Here is a 15,774-nt window from a genome sequence, read left to right on the forward strand (position 1 = left end):
CCGGAAAACCCGTTTGTGGCGTGGCACGCGAAAAGCGGTCGCGTCTTTTTTTATCTAGTGGAGGAGACTAGCGATGCCGCAAAAGGGCACCGTCAAATGGTTCAACCCGACCAAGGGCTATGGGTTCATCAAGCCGAACGGCAGCGACAAGGACGTGTTCGTCCATATCTCCGCCGTCGAGCGTGCTGGACTCTCCACCCTCAACGAGAACCAGGCGGTTGAATTCGACCTCGTGGAGAACCGCGGCAAGACATCCGCGGAGAACCTCAAGGTCTCCTGATTTCTCTCGAGCTTGACAAGCGAGAGATCATGACGTTGCCCCCGGCTCTGCCGGGGGATTTTGTATGCGGCAGGCGCAGCGAGATGTCGCTTCAGCGCACCACTGGCGCGATCAGAAAATTCTCCGACGCCGCGCTTCCGTCCGTCCTGCAGACATCACCTTCGATCCGGACCTTGCCGGTCGCGAGCAGCCGCAGCGCTTCGGGATAGATGCGGTGCTCGACTTCGAGGATGCGCTCCGACAGCGTATCCCCCGTATCGTGGTCGCTCACGGGCACCGCGCCCTGCATCACGATCGGGCCGGCATCGGTCTCGGGGATCACGAAATGCACCGTTGCGCCCGACAGCTTGACGCCGGCGCGCAAGGCCTGGCCGTGCGGGTCGAGGCCGGGGAACGACGGCAGCAGCGAGGGATGGATGTTGAGCATCCGCCCGTACCAGGCCCTGGTGAATTCCGCCGTGAACAGGCGCATGAAGCCGCCGAGACAGATCAGCTCGATGCCGTGCCGGTCGAGCGCTGCCTGCAGCACCTTCTCGAAGCCTGCGCGGTCCTTGCCGAACGGCTTGCTCTCGATCACCTCGGTCTTCACGCCGCTTGCCCTCGCCTTTTCGAGTCCGAGCGCATCGGGCTTGTTCGAGACGACGAGCGAGATCTCCGCCGGGAAATCCGGCGTGCTGGCTGCCCTGATCAGCGCGGCCATGTTGGAGCCGCGCCCGGAGATCAGGATGGCAACGCGGCGCTTCATCACAGCGCCAGATCGAGGTGGCCGTTATAGACGACGCGATGCTCGCCTTCGGCCGGGATCACGGTGCCGAGCTGCGCCACGGTCTCGCCGGCATCGGTGAAGACCTCGACGACCTCATCGACCTTGTCGGGCTCGACGATCGCGATCATGCCGATGCCGCAATTGAAGGTGCGCAGCATTTCCAGCTCGGCGATGCCGGCCTGCGCGGCCAGCCATTTGAACACCGGCAGGACCGGCAGGCGTGCCAGATCGATGCCGACGCCGAGATGCTTGGGCAGCACGCGCGGGATGTTGTCGGTGAAGCCGCCGCCGGTGATATGGGCGAGCCCCTTCACCGCGCCGGTTTCGCGGATCGCGCGCAGGCAGGATTTGACGTAGAGCCGCGTCGGCGTCAGCAGCGCGCCGCCGAGCGTCATCACGGGCGCGAACGGCGCCTGTGCCGCGAAGCCGAGACCGGATTGTTCCACGATCTTGCGCACCAGCGAGAAGCCGTTGGAATGCACGCCTGATGAAGCAAGACCGATCACGGCATCGCCTGCGGCGATGTCCTTGCGCGGCAGCAGCGTACCGCGCTCGGCAGCGCCGACGGCAAAGCCGCCGAGGTCATAATCGCCGTCCTTGTAGAGGCCGGGCATCTCCGCGGTCTCGCCGCCGATCAGGGCGCAGCCGGATTCGCGGCACCCCTCCGCAACGCCCGCGACGATCGCGGCGGTGGCCTCGGGGTCGAGCTTGCCGCAGGCGAAATAGTCCAGGAAAAACAGCGGCTCGGCGCCCTGCACCACCAAGTCGTTGACGCTCATGGCAACAAGGTCGATGCCGATGCCGCCATGCAGCCCGGTCTCGATCGCGATCTTGACCTTGGTGCCGACACCGTCGGTCGCGGCTACGAGGACCGGGTCCTTGAAGCCGGCAGCCTTGAGGTCGAACAGGCCGCCGAAGCCGCCGATCTCGGCGTCGGCGCCCGGCCGTGCGGTGGCGCGCACCATCGGCTTGATCAGGTCGACCAGGCGGTTGCCCGCGTCGATATCGACGCCTGAATCGGCGTAAGTGAGGCCGTTTTTGCGGTCGGTCATGCCCGATTTCCAGTGGGTTTGCGGCTGGTTACGTCGAATTCCGGGGACACGCAATGGCTCGCATGGCGCTCCTGCCTATACTATGTAGATATCAACCGGTTCAGCCTCCCGCGGGGGCCGGATTCGAGGTCAGACCGGGTGCCGGGAAGCGCTTTCGTGAGTATTCCGAACATCATTACGCTGGGCCGCATCATGCTGGTCCCGATCATCGTCTGGGCCATCGTGTCGAGCCAAATGGAGGTGGCGTTCGCCGTCTTCCTGATCGCCGGCATCAGCGATGCCGTGGACGGCTTTTTGGCCAAGCGCTTCAACATGACGAGCGAGCTCGGCGCCCTGCTCGATCCGCTCGCGGACAAGGCACTGCTGGTCTCGATCTACATGGCGCTCGGCATCTGGGGCGCGATTCCGCGCTGGATCGTGATCCTGGTGGTCTCGCGCGATATCATGATCGTCGCCGCCGTGATCGTATCCTGGCTGTTCGACCGGCCGGTCGAGATGAAGCCGTCGAAGGTGTCCAAGCTCAACACCGTGGCACAGGTGGCGTTCGCGGCGCTGGTGCTGGCGGCGCTTGCCTTCGGCTTCAAGCCGGCACCTTATGATATCATCCTGATGGGCCTCGTCACGATCTTCACGCTCTCCTCCGTGTCGCTCTATCTCGTCGAGTGGCTGCGGCACATGAGCACGATCGAGGCCAAATGAGCCGGGCTGCGGCCCCGCAAAAGGCCAAGTCTCGCAAGAACAAGTCTCACAAGATCCAGTCTCGCACGATCAAGTCGAACCTCTTCAAACGGGCCGGCGCGCCGGCATGGAGCAAAGCAAGCGTGGCAGGCCGCGTCCATCCCCGACAATTGGCGTTCGCGCTTCCGCATGCGGAGAGCCTCAGCCGGGACAACTTCCTCGAAGGCCCCGCCAATGCGGCCGGTCTCGGCCTGATCGACAGCTGGCCGGAATGGCCGAACCGGATCATGTGGCTGGCTGGCCCGGAAGGAAGCGGCAAGAGCCATCTCGCTGCGATCTGGGCCGAGGAAGCCGGCGCCCGCTCGACCACGGCCAATGCGCTGACCGCGGCAGGCGTTCCGGGCGCGCTCGCCACCGGCGCGCTGGTTGTCGAGGATCTCAAGGCCGGGGATTTTGACGAGCGTGCCCTCTTTCACCTGATGAACCTCGCCCGCGAGGACGGCGCCTACGTCCTCCTCACCGGACGCGAGGTGCCGGCCGCGCTGGAGATCGAGCTTCGCGACCTGCGCTCGCGTCTGCGGGCCGTTCCGGTGGTCGCGCTGCTGCCCCCCGACGACCAGCTCTTCCGCGGCCTGATCGTCAAATTCTGCGCCGACCGCCAGCTCACCGTGGACGAGAGCGTAGTCGGCTACCTCGCAACCCGCCTGGAGCGCTCCTCGGCCGCCGCCCGGCAGGCCGTGGAGCTGCTCGACAGCGAAGCCCTGCGGCTCGGCCGCCCCGTGACCCGGGCGCTCGCCGCCGAACTGCTCCGGGACCCCTGATCGACCCCATAGGCCCGACGCCTTGTGCAACGGCTTGACGCGGCGGAACGGCGGAACATCAATGTCATCGAAACGTCATCGCTGTAACACATGCTCCCCGGGGTTTTGCGCATAAGTCGCAAAGTGAGGCGAGACAGGATGGACCGACTTCTGATGGACTCTGCGCAAGCTATTGAAATTAAAGAAAAAGTCCCGGAAACCGAGGGCCTGCCGGCGATCGCATCCAGCCCCGAAAGGTTCATCAACCGCGAGCTGTCCTGGCTGCACTTCAACCGCCGCGTCCTGGAGGAATCGGTCAATCCCAGCCACCCCGTGCTGGAGCGGGTGCGGTTCCTGTCGATCTCGGCGAATAACCTCGACGAGTTCTTCATGGTCCGCGTCGCCGGCATCAAGGCCCAGGTGCGCGAGGGCATTGCCGAGCGCAGCCCGGACGGCCTGACGCCGTCGGAGCAGCTCGCGCTGATCAACCGCACCGTCTCCCAGCTCGCCTCGGACCAGCAGGCGATCTGGCGCGACCTGCGCAGCGCGCTGGCCGAGGTCGGCATCGTGCTGGTCGACGGCAAGGACGTCTCCAAGTCGGAACGGACCTGGATCGAGGACTATTTCCTCAACAACGTCTTCCCGCTGTTGACGCCGCTCGCGATCGATCCGGCCCACCCCTTCCCGTTCATTCCGAGCCTCGGCTTCACCATCGCGCTCCAGCTCACGCGCGCCGCCGACGGCAAGCAGATGAACGCGCTGATCCGCATGCCCGGCAAGATCGACCGCTTCATCCGCCTGCCCGCCGAGGGCACGGTGCGCCTGATCTCGCTGGAGCAGGCGACCGCCCTGTTCATCAACCGCCTGTTCCCCGGCTACAATCTGCACGGCCAGGGCTCCTTCCGGATCATCCGCGACTCCGAGCTCGAAATCGAGGAAGAGGCGGAGGACCTCGTCCGCCTGTTCGAGACCGCGCTGAAGCGCCGCCGGCGCGGATCCGTGATCCGGCTCGAGATCGACGCCAAGATGCCCGAGGAGCTGCGCAGCTTCGTGCAGCATGCGCTGTCGGCGGCCGACGACGAGGTGTTCCTGGTCGACGGCGTGCTCGCCATGAACGAGCTCTCCCAGCTCACCCGGCTCGACCGGCCTGACCTCGAATTCACCCCCTACGTGCCGCGCCACCCCGAGCGCGTGCGCGAGCATGGCGGCGACATCTTTGCCGCGATCCGGCAGAAGGACCTCGTCGTCCATCACCCCTACGAATCCTTCGACGTGGTGGTGCAGTTCCTCCAGCAGGCCGCACGCGACCCTGATGTCGTCGCGATCAAGCAGACGCTCTACCGCACCTCCAACAACTCGCCGATCGTGCGCGCGCTCGCGGAGGCGGCCGAAGCCGGCAAATCGGTCACGGCGTTGATCGAGCTGAAGGCGCGGTTCGACGAAGAAGCCAACATCCGCTGGGCGCGCGATCTCGAACGCGCCGGCGTGCAGGTCGTCTACGGCTTCCTCGAACTGAAGACGCACGCAAAACTCTCGATGGTGGTGCGCCGCGAGGGCGGCAGCCTCACGACTTACGTCCATACCGGCACCGGCAACTATCATCCGGTCACCGCGCGCATCTACACCGACCTCTCCTACTTTACCTCCGATCCGACCATCGGCCGCGATGCCGCGCGCGTGTTCAATTTCATCACCGGCTATGCCGCGCCCAGCGACCTCGAGAAGATGGCGGTGTCGCCGCTGACGCTGCGCAAGCGCATCATCGAGCACATTCAGGGCGAGACCGCGCATGCGCGGCACGGCCGGACCGGCGCGGTCTGGATGAAGATGAACGCGCTGGTCGACCCCGACATCATCGACGCGCTCTACGAGGCCTCCCAGGCCGGCGTCCAGGTCGAGCTCGTGGTGCGCGGCATCTGTTGCCTCAGGCCCGGAATCCCCGGCCTGTCGGAGAACATCCGGGTCAAGTCGATCATCGGGCGCTTCCTGGAACACGGCCGAATCTACTGCTTCGGCATGGGCCAGGGCCTGCCGAGCGCGAAAGCGGCTGTGTATATCTCGTCCGCCGACATGATGCCGCGCAACCTCGACCGCCGCGTCGAGGTGCTATGCCCGCTGCAAAATCCAACGGTGCATCAGCAGGTTCTCGAACAGATCATGGTCGCCAATCTGAAGGACAATGAGCAGAGCTGGCAGTTGTTGCCGGACGGGTCGTCAACGCGTATGAAGACCGCGAAGGGCGAGGAGCCTTTCAACGTCCACAACTACTTCATGACAAATCCGAGTCTGTCTGGCCGTGGAAAGTCGCTCAAGGAATCCTCGCCGCGTCGTCTCACGCGCCGGAACGAACGTCATCCATCCTGATCGGGGATCCGCGACGTGAAGCGGCCGCGCAAGCGCGGCTCGAGCGTCGCGGTTATCGACATCGGCTCCAACTCGGTCCGTCTCGTCGTCTACGAGGGACTGACGCGGAGCCTCATCCCGATCTTCAACGAGAAGACGCTGTGCGGCCTCGGGCGCGAGGTGCAGAGCACGGGTCTGCTCGCGCCCGACGCCGTCGACAAGGCGCTGACCTCGCTCAAGCGTTTCCGCGCATTGTGCCGCGTGATGCAGGTCGGGCGCGTGTTCGCGATTGCGACCGCGGCCTGCCGCGACGCCTCCAACGGCCCCGACTTCATCGCCAAGGCCGAGCGCATCTGCGCGGTGAAGATCGAGATCCTGTCAGGACCGCGCGAGGCGCGGCTGTCGGCGCTCGGCGTGATCTCCGGCATCCATCTTCCCGACGGCATCGTCGGTGACCTCGGCGGCGGCTCGCTCGAGCTGATCGACGTGCGCAGGAACAGCGTGCGCAGCGGCGTGACGCTGCCGCTCGGCGGTCTCGCGCTCCAGGACCTCGCACACAAATCGCTCAAGCGCGCCGATCGCATCGTGCGCGAGGAGCTCGACGAGTTGCCGCAGCTGACCGCGGGCCGCGGTCGCACTTTCTACGCCGTCGGCGGCACCTGGCGCGCGCTCGCGCGCATCCACATCATCCAGAGCGGCTATCCGCTCCAGGTGATGCACGGCTACTCGATTTCGGCCGCCGAGGCGCTCGACTTCTCCCGGCGTCTCCGGCGCCTCGCTGCCGCCGACATGCTCGCCGACATCGAGATCGTCGCCGATGCGCGGCGCCCGCTCCTCACCTATGCGGCGCTGGTGCTCGAGCACGTCATCCGCGTCGCAAAGCCGAAGAACATCGTGTTCTCGACCTTCGGTGTGCGCGAAGGCCTCCTGCACGAGAAGCTACCGGAGACCGAACGCAACAAGGACGGGCTGATATGCGCGGCCGAGGAGCTGAACCAGTTGCTGTCACGCTCGGCGAAACACGCCCGCGAGCTGATCGCCTGGACCGACCGCCTCGTGCGCGTCGTCAAGCTGCGCGAGACCGAAGAGGACCGCCGCCTGCGCCATACCGCATGCCTGCTGTCCGACATCGGCTGGCGCGTGCATCCCGACCATCGCGGCGAGCAGACGCTCAGCCTCGTCGTCAACGCCAATTTCGGCGCGATCACCCACACCGAGCGCGCCTTCGTCGGCCTGTCCGTGTTCTATCGCTATGCCGGCCTGAGCGAGGAAAACCAGCCGCCGACCACCATGCAGGAGCTGCTGACGCCGGCCCAGCTCGAACGCGCGCGCCTGCTGGGCGCTGCATTCCGCGTCGCCCACCTGATCTCGGCGGCGCGTCCGGGCGTCCTGCCCGCCACGCATTTCCGCAGCGAGGGCCGCAAATTGATGCTGGTGTTCGAGCACCGGCTCGGAGACCTCGTCGCCGACCGAGTCGGCAGCCGCTTCCGCCAGCTCGCCCGCCTGATCGGCCGTGCCGGCTCGATCGTGAGGCGCTGACGAACAGAAACAGCGCAACGCTGCCGGGGTTCGTCGGGTCGCGCAACGAGCAGGCTGGTCACACAACGAGGCGTCGGCTGTCCTGCGGCGCGACGATGGCTTTCAGTCCGCCAAGTTCGGAATCGGTGAGAACAAGCTGCCATCCATAGGCACTGAGCACGTCCTGAACGATCGCGAGGCCGAGGCCGGCCCCTTCGCCGCGCTCATCCAGCCTTACACCGCGCTCGAGCACGCGGGCGCGTTCAGCGGACGCGATTCCCGGGCCGTCGTCCTCGACCGAGATCGCCGGATTCGCGCTGGCATCGGCGCCAATGCGCACCTTGCGCGTGGCGTGCCGGGCGGCATTCTCCAGGAGATTGCCGAGCACTTCGGCCAGATCAGTGCGATCAAGCGGCACGCTCGGCTCGCCGGTTATGATGGTCTCGAATGCGAGTCGCTGGGCAGCCGGCGTGCGCGCCAGCGTGAGCACCAGGGATTCGACAAGCGGTCTGAGGGGCGTGGAAATACCGCCGCGCTGTCGCGCCGCCCCTCGCGCCCGGGCGCGTGCCAGTTCGCGGTCGACGTGACGGCTCATCGTATCGCCGACGGCTTCGATTGCCAGGGCGACGTCCCGCTCACCTCGCTGACGCAAACGCGCGACATCGGCAGCGAGTGCGGCAAGCGGCGTCTTCAGCCCATGTGCCAGGTCAGCGGCGCGGCTGCGCGAACGCTCGATCTCGCGTTCCTGGGCGTCGATCAGGCTGTTCACCTCTTCCACCAGAGGCTTCACCTCGGCAGGGACGTCGACGGGGAGATGCTTGCGTTGCCCGGAGCGGACGTCCGCGACGCCGCGGCGAAGTGCGTCGAGCGGACGTAAGCCCAGTCCGACCTGAATCGAGGTGGCCGCCGTCAGCACCAGCCCGAGCAGGCCGAGCGCCAGCGCCAGCTCCCTGGCGAATTGCGAGCCGGCGGCCGACACGCGGGCGAGATCGGCCGCCACAACGACGCGCACCGGCGCGCGGCGGTCGCCGACGGTGAGCAGCACGCGGCGCTCACTGACCAGGAGTCGCGTGTTCGCGGGCCCAGGGATAACGTGATGGTGCAATTCCCGAGGCGACGGCTCATCCTGCGGCAGCTCCAACGCCGCGTCCCACAGCGAACGCGAACGCAGCACCTGACCGGCGTCGTCCGATACCTGCCAGTACAAGCCCGAAAGAGGATCGGCAAAACGCGGATCGGCCGGCGGCCGGCCCACCACCAGCTTGCCCTGCGCATCGGCGTCGATACCCGCGACGAGTTGCTTCAGATAGATGTCGAGGTCGTCGCCGATGGTGCGCGTGACGTGGCGCTCGAACAGCAGCGTCAGCCCGGCGCCGGCAATGGTGAGCGCGATCAGGATAGCCACGAGTCCGCCAGCGACCAGTCGCAGCCGCAGCGAGCCCAAGCTCATGGCGGCGTCTCCGGTACCAGATAACCGAATCCGCGTCTGGTCTCGATCAGATCGGCACCGAGCTTCTTGCGCACTCGGCCGACCAGCACCTCGAGTGCGTTCGACTCGTGGTCCTCGCCGTGGCCATAGACGTTTTCGTCGAGCTCTTGCTGCGACACCACGCGGCCGCGATGATGCAAGAGAAAGGCGATCAGGCGGTATTCCAACGGTGACAACGCGACGGGTACGCCGCGCTGCGTCACCTTCATCTGACGCTCGTCGAGCTCGACATCGCCGGCGACAATCCGTGGGGATGAATGCCCCGCCGAGCGGCGCACGATCGAGCGCAGCCGCGCCAGCAATTCCTCCATGCGAAACGGCTTGGGCAGGTAGTCGTCGGCGCCCGCGTCGATACCATCGACGCGCTCGGCCCAGCTGCCGCGCGCCGTCAGGATCAGCACCGGCATCGACCGTCCGTTGGCGCGCCAGCGCTTGAGTACCGCCAGACCATCCATGCCCGGCAAGCCGAGATCGAGGACGACGGCACCGTAGTCCTCGGTGTCGCCGCGGAACCAAGCTTCTTCGCCGTTGCGAACGGTCTCGACCACATAGCCGGTCGCGCCTAGCGCCTTTTCCACATCGGCCGCGATTCGTCGGTCATCCTCCACAAGCAGCAGTCGCATCACTTCTCCTTGATGCGTTCGATCTCGCCGCTGCGCGCGTCCACGTACGCTTCGTAGAGGCGGCCCTTGTCGTCGACGAGGCGAAATTCATAGATCCAGCGACCGCGCTCACGCTCTATTTCGACGCCGGCAACCTCGCCCGGCAGCTTGCCACGGACGGATGCGAGGATGTCGGCGAGCGACTTGATTTCGCCTGCCTCGACCGCGCGGCGCACCGCGTCGGGCGCGCCTTTATCGTGGTCGCTTGCTGCCGCAGGCACCAGCGCGAGCAGAACTCCCGCCAGCAATGGCACCGCGAGGAATTCCAAGAAGCGAGATGGTTGCATGAATAGACTATGCCGTAACCGACCTGACAGGTCGCTGACGTGGATCAACGGCCCGGTCGGGGCGGCGGCCCGCTGCCACCGGCACTTTGGGGACCGGGCGCACGCTCCCCCATTGGTCGCCTGGCTGACAATTCACTGACATGGCCCAACAGGCGGCGGTCAGGGCTCTTCTGCCAATGTCCGCGCATTGCCTCGCCGCATGATGTGGCCAGGCCACACACACCGGAGAGAACCGTGCGCAAGATCACCATCTTCACTGCTGCCGCCGCCGCCCTGCTCGCAGCGGTCGCGACCGCTCATGCCGGCAGCCTCGGGCGTCCCTGCACTGCAGCCCCGGCGACCCGTTGGCTGCCGCTCGAAGAATTGCAGGCCAAGATCGAAGCCCAAGGCTACAAGGTTCAGAAGGCCAAGCTCAAGAACGCCTGTGGCGAACTCTATACGATCGACAAGTCTGGCCGCCGGGTCGAACTGTTCGTCGATCCGACCAGCGGCCAGATCGTCGGTCAGCTGTAAAGGGCGTCACCATGAGCGCCATCAACGACACAATCGAGGCCGGCGGCGGGAAACCGCCCGCCTCGATCAAGGTCTGGGATCCTTTCGTACGCGTGTTCCATTGGTCGCTGGCCGGGCTGTTTCTGCTCGCCTATGCGACGGGTGACGAGATCGAAAATGTCCATATCGCCGCCGGCTACACGATCACCGGCTTGCTCGGGCTGCGGATCCTGTGGGGCTTCGTGGGACCGCGCAATGCGCGCTTCAGCGACTTCGTGCGCTCGCCGCGCGCGGTGCTCGCCTACATGCGCGACGTGGCGCTGCTCAGGGCCCCACGCTATCTCGGCCACAATCCCGCCGGCGGCGCGATGGTCGTGGCGCTGATCGTCGCGCTGATCGTCACCTGCACCACCGGTTACGTGATGACGACGGGCTCCTTCTGGGGAGCAAAATGGGTCGAGGAGATACACGAGGCTTTCGCCAACCTCACGGTCGGCCTCGTCGTCGTCCATCTGCTTGGCGTTCTGGTGGCTAGCTTCGAACACAGCGAAAATCTGGTTAAGGCGATGATCACGGGAAGGAAGCGGCCATCGTAACCGGGTACGCGAAGTTCTCGCTATATCTCGACGAATCGGCTCCCGCTCCATCGCAGCGTTCGGCTCTGCCGCTCCCGTCCAGAACTTCAAGGAAGGCCAACCTGGCTTCTGCGGCTGCGAGGGAATTGAGCGACATCAACCGAAACGCTCAACGGACGGCAGGCGACTCTTCCAATTGGCTGTCTCGCTTGAGCCGCTTGAGGCAGATCAACTCATCAACGCGGTGGTGGAGTAGGCTAAACGTGCAATCGAACAGCACTTCGCTCGCCGGTGAGCGTGGGACATTCCTCATGCGAGTCCGCCACGAAACTCTCCTTCCCGCCTCTTCTCGGGGCGCGCTGGCTCGCATGCTCGTTGCAATTGCATGGAGCTTGTTTCCTTCCATGGCGATGGCTGAGGATGAGCTGAAGCTGAGCGAGGCTCAGGCGCGCAATCTCGGAGTGCGTGTGACCCACCCGGTCGCGATCCGGACCGATCTGACGCTGCCCTATCCCGTCAAGATCGTGATCCCCACACAGCAAATGTGGGTCGTCAGTGCGCCGGTGGCCGGCATGGTCGCCACTCTCCTCGTCGGGCGCGGTGACCGCACCTCGGCCGGCCAACCGCTCGTCACGCTGGAGAGCCCAAGTTTCGTCTCCCAGCAGCGCGACTACCTGCACGCGATCGCCCAGGAGCATCTCGCCAGCCAGCAGCTGAAGCGGAATGCCGATCTGTTCGAGGGCAAGGCCGTGCCGCAGCGCGTGCTGGAGGCCAGCCAGGCGGAAGCGCGCCAGGCCGCTCTCGTGGTCGCCGAGCGGCGTCAGATGCTGCATCTGAGCGGGATGTCCGACGAAGCCATTTCTCGGCTCGCCCAGCAAGCGGCGATCAGCGCGACGCTCACGGTCAATGCGCCGCAAACCGCATCCGTCGTCGAGGTCGCAGTGTCGCCGGGGCAGCGGCTCGAACAATCCGCGCCGCTCGTCAAGCTGGCGCGGCTCTCACCGCTATGGGCGGAAATCGCAGTTCCTGCAGCCAATATTCGCGCGATCCGCGCCGGCGCGAAAGTCGAGATCGAGGGCTATTCCACCCCCGGCAAGGTCGTGCTGGTCTCCGAGACCATCGACCCTGCCACCCAGACCATCCTGGTTCGCGCGGAAATCCCCAACGACGGAGAGCTGCATCCCGGTCAGACCACGGCCGCCCGCATCGGCTTTCTCTCCGCCGGCGAAAGCGCGTGGGAGATTCCCTATAGCGGGCTGGTGCGGCGGGGTGAACGGACCTCGGTGTTCATTGCCATAGCCGGTGGCTTCCGGCTGGTCCCGGTCAAGCTTGTTGCGGACGACCAGGACCATGTCGTGGTGTCCGGTCCAATCACGGAGCAGGACGAGATCGCGATCGGCGGCATCTCGGCGCTTCGCGGCATTCTCTCCGGCCTGGGGCAATAGATGCTCCGGCGCCTGGTTGCGTTCGCGCTTTCGCAGCGATTGTTCGTTCTGCTGAGTGTGCTGCTGCTGGTGGGCGCCGGCGCCGTCCTCCTGCCCGGCCTGCCGATCGACGCGTTTCCCGATGTCTCTCCGGTTCAGGTGAAGATCATCATGAAGGCGCCGGGCCTGACGCCCGAAGAGGTCGAGCAGCGCATCACGGTCCCCGTCGAGCTCGAACTGCTCGGATTGCCGCACAAGAAGGTCCTTCGTTCGACCACGAAATATGCACTGGCCGACATCACCGTCGATTTCGAGGACGGCACCGACATCTACTGGGCGCGCAACCAGGTATCGGAGCGGTTGTCGAACATCGCGCGTGATTTCCCCGAGGGGGTGAGCGGAGGACTTGCGCCGATCACGAGCCCCCTCGGCGAGATGTTCATGTTCACGATCGACAGTCCTGAGCTTTCGCTCGCCGAGCGCCGAACCTTGCTGGATTGGGTGATCCGTCCTGCGCTGCGAACGGTCCCCGGCGTTGCCGACGTCAATGCGCTCGGCGGTTACGTCCGCGCCTTCGAGATCGTCCCGCGTAACGATGCGCTCGCCGCGCGCGGCATCTCCTACGACCTGTTTCGCCGGGCCATCGAAGCCAATAGTCGCAACGACGGTGCCGGACGGGTCAACCAGGGCGAGGATAGCGCGTTGGTCCGGATCGAGGGAAGCATCCGATCGGTTGAAGACATCAAGGCGATTGTCGTTGACACCCGCGAGGGCGTGCCCATCATGGTCAACGACGTGGCGAGCGTCAAAGTCGGGACGCTGACTCGCTACGGCGCAGTCACGTCGGACGGCAGCGGCGAGACGGTCGAGGGCCTCGTCCTCGGCTTGCGCGGTGCCAACGCCGGTCAGGTCGTCCGCGACGTGCGCGCCCGGCTCGCGGAGCTGCAACCCTCGCTGCCGAAAAGCGTCTCCATCAACGTGTTCTATGACCGCAGCCACCTGGTCAACCGCGCGGTCGGCACCGTGGTGCGGGCGCTCGGCGAGGCGACCGCCCTCGTCATCGTTCTCCTGCTGCTTTTCCTCGGCAACTGGCGGGCCTCGCTGGTGATCGCTCTCAGCCTGCCGCTGGCCATCGTCTTCGCATTGATCGTCATGCGCGTGGTCGGGATGTCGGCCAACCTGATGAGCCTCGGCGGACTTGCGATCGCGATCGGCATGTTGATCGACGCGCTGGTCGTCGTGGTCGAGAACATCGTCGGCAATCTCGGCAAGCACGAACCGGGCAAAGCTGCTCCGCTGATCCACCTGGTGTACCGTTCGGTTTGCGAAGTCCTGGAACCGGTGGCCTCGGGCGTCCTCATCATCATCATCGTATTCATACCCCTGCTGACGCTGCAGGGATTGGAGGGGAAGCTGTTCATCCCGGTCGCGCTCGCAATCATCTTCGCGCTCACCGGTTCACTGCTGCTGGCGCTCACCGTGATCCCGGTCATGACCTCCTATGTGCTCAAGTCCGGGTCGCACGGCGATCCCATGCTGGTCCGTGCGGCGCAACGGGTCTACGCGCCTGCGTTGGACTGGGCCCTGAAGAACGAGCGCAAGGTGATGGCTGCGGCACTGATCGGCCTGGTCGCCGCGGGATTCGCCTATACCAGGCTCGGCAAGACCTTCATGCCGACGATGGACGAAGGCGATGTCATCGTCAGCGTGGAGACGTTGCCTTCCGTCAATCTCGACGAGTCGCTCGCCATGAATGCGAGGCTCCAGAAGGCACTTCTGGCCGTGCCTGACATTGCCGGCATCGTCGCGCGGACCGGGTCGGACGAGCTCGGCCTCGATCCCATGGGCCCCAACCAGACCGACACGTTCCTCGTGCTCAAGCCCGCTGCCGAGAGGCAGACCGATAATCGCGAGGCCCTGCTGCAGAAGCTCCGCGAGGTCCTGTCCGGCTTTCCGGGCATCTCGCTCAGCTTCACCCAACCCATCGACATGCGCGTGCAGGAGATGATCAGCGGCGTGCGTGGCGACGTCGCCGTGAAGATCTTCGGCCCCGACATCGCCAGGCTGAACGAGGCTGCGGCCAAGCTGTCGGCGATCCTGTCCAGCATCGACGGCGCCGAGGACGTCTACACCACGCTGAACGAAGGCGCTCAATATTACACGGTTTCGGTAAACCGCATGGAGGCCGGCCGCCTCGGCCTGACCGTGGATTCCATCGTCAACTCGCTCCGTACCCAGATCGAGGGCCGAACGATCGGGACGGCGCTCGAGGAGGGTCGCCGCACCCCCATTCTCGTCCGCGGCAGCGAGACGAACAGGGAGGCGCCGACGCTGCTGGCGAGCCTGCCGCTGACGCTCGCTTCCGGACAGCATGTCGCGCTGTCGCAGGTCGCGCGAATCCAGCGCGTGGACGGGCCGGTGAAGATCGACCGCGAAGACGGCGCGCGCATGAGCGTCGTTCGCGCCAACGTCCGCGGCCGCGACATGGTCGGATTCGTCGAAGCGGCCCGCCAGAAGGTTGCGACCGAACTTCCGCTCCCGAGCGGCTACCGGCTGACCTGGGGCGGGCAGTTCGAGAACCAGCAACGCGCCGCCGCGCGCCTGTCAATCGTGGTCCCGGTTGCGATCGGTCTCATCTTCCTGCTGCTCTTCACCACATTCGGGGCCATCCGGCAGGCCTTGCTGGTGCTGGTCAACATTCCCTTTGCCCTGATCGGAGGCGTCTTCGCACTGGTCCTGACGGGCGAGTATCTGTCGGTGCCGGCCTCGGTCGGATTCATCGCGCTGCTCGGCATCGCTGTCCTCAACGGCGTCGTTCTGGTGTCCTACTTCAATCAACTCCGGGCCCATGGCCTGAGCGAGGATCGCATCGTCGTCGAGGGTGCCATGCGCAGGCTTCGGCCGGTGCTGATGACCGCGAGCATCACGGCGCTCGGCTTGATCCCGCTGCTGTTCGCGTCCGGGCCGGGGTCCGAGGTGCAGCGGCCGCTCGCCGTCGTCGTGATCGGAGGGCTGATGTCCTCCACGCTGCTCACCCTGATTCTCCTGCCGATCCTGTATCGCCGCTACGGTGGAACGTCGAAGGTGGCGAAATGACCGATGGACCGGTCTGCCTCACGCTGATCGTACCGCATCAGCTCCGCGAGGAGGTGTTCGATTATCTCGCCGAACAGACCGACCTCGTTTCGGGATTCACCGCATCGCACGGCGCGGGTCACGGCGCGGACGTTCGATTGCGGACGGCCGCCGAACGCGTGAAGGGCCACGCCGATCAGACGGCGGTGCAGATGATCCTGGCGAGGAGCGATGCCGACAACTTGCTCGACCGGCTGCGGATCTCATTTGCCGGGACCAAGCTCGTCTATTGGAGCACGCCTGTGACGGAATTCGGCACCATCGAGTGAAGCA

15 protein-coding genes are annotated in these 15,774 nt (G+C 65.6%); 10 read left to right on the forward strand and 5 right to left on the reverse strand.

The genetic code is table 11. The annotated features are described in order from the left end of the window. Positions 1-73: 73 nt before the first annotated feature. Positions 74-280 (forward strand): cold-shock protein, encoded by a 207-nt coding sequence (locus tag XH96_RS22275; RefSeq protein WP_028180514.1) that lies wholly within the window; start codon positions 74-76, stop codon positions 278-280. Between the two features lie 91 nt (positions 281-371). On the opposite strand, the gene purN is transcribed toward XH96_RS22275, so the two are convergent. Together purN and purM are read right to left on the reverse strand one after the other, a co-directional pair. Further along, the gene (gene purN, locus XH96_RS22280) at positions 372-1,025 is read right to left on the reverse strand and encodes a phosphoribosylglycinamide formyltransferase (protein ID WP_194387678.1); all 654 of its coding nucleotides are present in this window, start codon (positions 1,023-1,025) and stop codon (positions 372-374) included. After that, positions 1,025-2,098, reverse strand: coding sequence for a phosphoribosylformylglycinamidine cyclo-ligase (purM, locus tag XH96_RS22285; RefSeq protein ID WP_028180510.1), 1,074 nt, complete (start codon positions 2,096-2,098; stop codon positions 1,025-1,027). Before purM ends, purN begins: the two co-directional genes overlap by 1 nt. Before the next feature lie 156 nt (positions 2,099-2,254). On the opposite strand from purM, the gene XH96_RS22290 reads away from it, so the two are divergent. From XH96_RS22290 to ppx, 4 genes are all read left to right on the forward strand, one after another. Continuing rightward, the gene (locus XH96_RS22290; protein ID WP_028180509.1) at positions 2,255-2,797 is read left to right on the forward strand and encodes a CDP-alcohol phosphatidyltransferase family protein; all 543 of its coding nucleotides are present in this window, start codon (positions 2,255-2,257) and stop codon (positions 2,795-2,797) included. 122 nt (positions 2,798-2,919) lie between these two features. Further along, a complete protein-coding gene (locus XH96_RS22295; RefSeq protein ID WP_194387679.1) occupies positions 2,920-3,597 on the forward strand; it encodes a DnaA ATPase domain-containing protein in 678 nt (225 codons plus the stop codon). Between the two features lie 153 nt (positions 3,598-3,750). Beyond that, a complete protein-coding gene (locus tag XH96_RS22300; protein ID WP_194394214.1) occupies positions 3,751-5,940 on the forward strand; it encodes an RNA degradosome polyphosphate kinase in 2,190 nt (729 codons plus the stop codon). A 15-nt stretch (positions 5,941-5,955) separates the two neighbouring features. After that, entirely contained in the window at positions 5,956-7,458 is a 1,503-nt protein-coding gene (gene ppx / locus XH96_RS22305; RefSeq protein ID WP_194387680.1) for an exopolyphosphatase, read from the forward strand. A 58-nt stretch (positions 7,459-7,516) separates the two neighbouring features. On the opposite strand, the gene XH96_RS22310 is transcribed toward ppx, so the two are convergent. Genes XH96_RS22310 through XH96_RS22320 form a run of 3 tightly spaced genes read right to left on the reverse strand, consistent with a single transcriptional unit; the run spans position 7,517 to position 9,875 of the window. Then, a complete protein-coding gene (locus XH96_RS22310; protein WP_194387681.1) occupies positions 7,517-8,887 on the reverse strand; it encodes a sensor histidine kinase in 1,371 nt (456 codons plus the stop codon). Further along, positions 8,884-9,549, reverse strand: coding sequence for a response regulator transcription factor (locus XH96_RS22315; RefSeq protein WP_194387682.1), 666 nt, complete (start codon positions 9,547-9,549; stop codon positions 8,884-8,886). The genes XH96_RS22310 and XH96_RS22315 overlap by 4 nt, the downstream gene beginning before the upstream one ends. After that, entirely contained in the window at positions 9,549-9,875 is a 327-nt protein-coding gene (locus XH96_RS22320; protein WP_194394215.1) for a PepSY domain-containing protein, read from the reverse strand. The genes XH96_RS22315 and XH96_RS22320 overlap by 1 nt, the downstream gene beginning before the upstream one ends. Positions 9,876-10,109: 234 nt before the next feature. Here XH96_RS22320 and XH96_RS22325 point away from each other — a divergent pair, with 234 nt between their 5' ends. From XH96_RS22325 to XH96_RS22345, 5 genes are all read left to right on the forward strand, one after another. Continuing rightward, positions 10,110-10,388 (forward strand): PepSY domain-containing protein, encoded by a 279-nt coding sequence (locus tag XH96_RS22325; protein WP_194387683.1) that lies wholly within the window; start codon positions 10,110-10,112, stop codon positions 10,386-10,388. An 11-nt stretch (positions 10,389-10,399) separates the two neighbouring features. Then, positions 10,400-10,963 (forward strand): cytochrome b/b6 domain-containing protein, encoded by a 564-nt coding sequence (locus XH96_RS22330; protein ID WP_194387684.1) that lies wholly within the window; start codon positions 10,400-10,402, stop codon positions 10,961-10,963. A 383-nt stretch (positions 10,964-11,346) separates the two neighbouring features. Next, positions 11,347-12,387: an efflux RND transporter periplasmic adaptor subunit gene (locus XH96_RS22335; protein WP_371739872.1), complete on the forward strand. Its 1,041-nt coding sequence runs from the start codon at positions 11,347-11,349 to the stop codon at positions 12,385-12,387. Continuing rightward, positions 12,388-15,462: an efflux RND transporter permease subunit gene (locus XH96_RS22340; RefSeq protein WP_194387686.1), complete on the forward strand. Its 3,075-nt coding sequence runs from the start codon at positions 12,388-12,390 to the stop codon at positions 15,460-15,462. It begins immediately after the preceding gene. Then, on the forward strand, positions 15,459-15,770 hold the full coding sequence (locus tag XH96_RS22345; RefSeq protein ID WP_194387687.1) for a DUF3240 family protein: 312 nt from the start codon (positions 15,459-15,461) through the stop codon (positions 15,768-15,770). The genes XH96_RS22340 and XH96_RS22345 overlap by 4 nt, the downstream gene beginning before the upstream one ends. The last annotated feature ends 4 nt before the right edge of the window (positions 15,771-15,774 follow it).

The sequence above is a fragment of the Bradyrhizobium sp. CCBAU 51765 genome, assembly GCF_015291725.1.
Lineage (GTDB): Bacteria > Pseudomonadota > Alphaproteobacteria > Rhizobiales > Xanthobacteraceae > Bradyrhizobium > Bradyrhizobium liaoningense.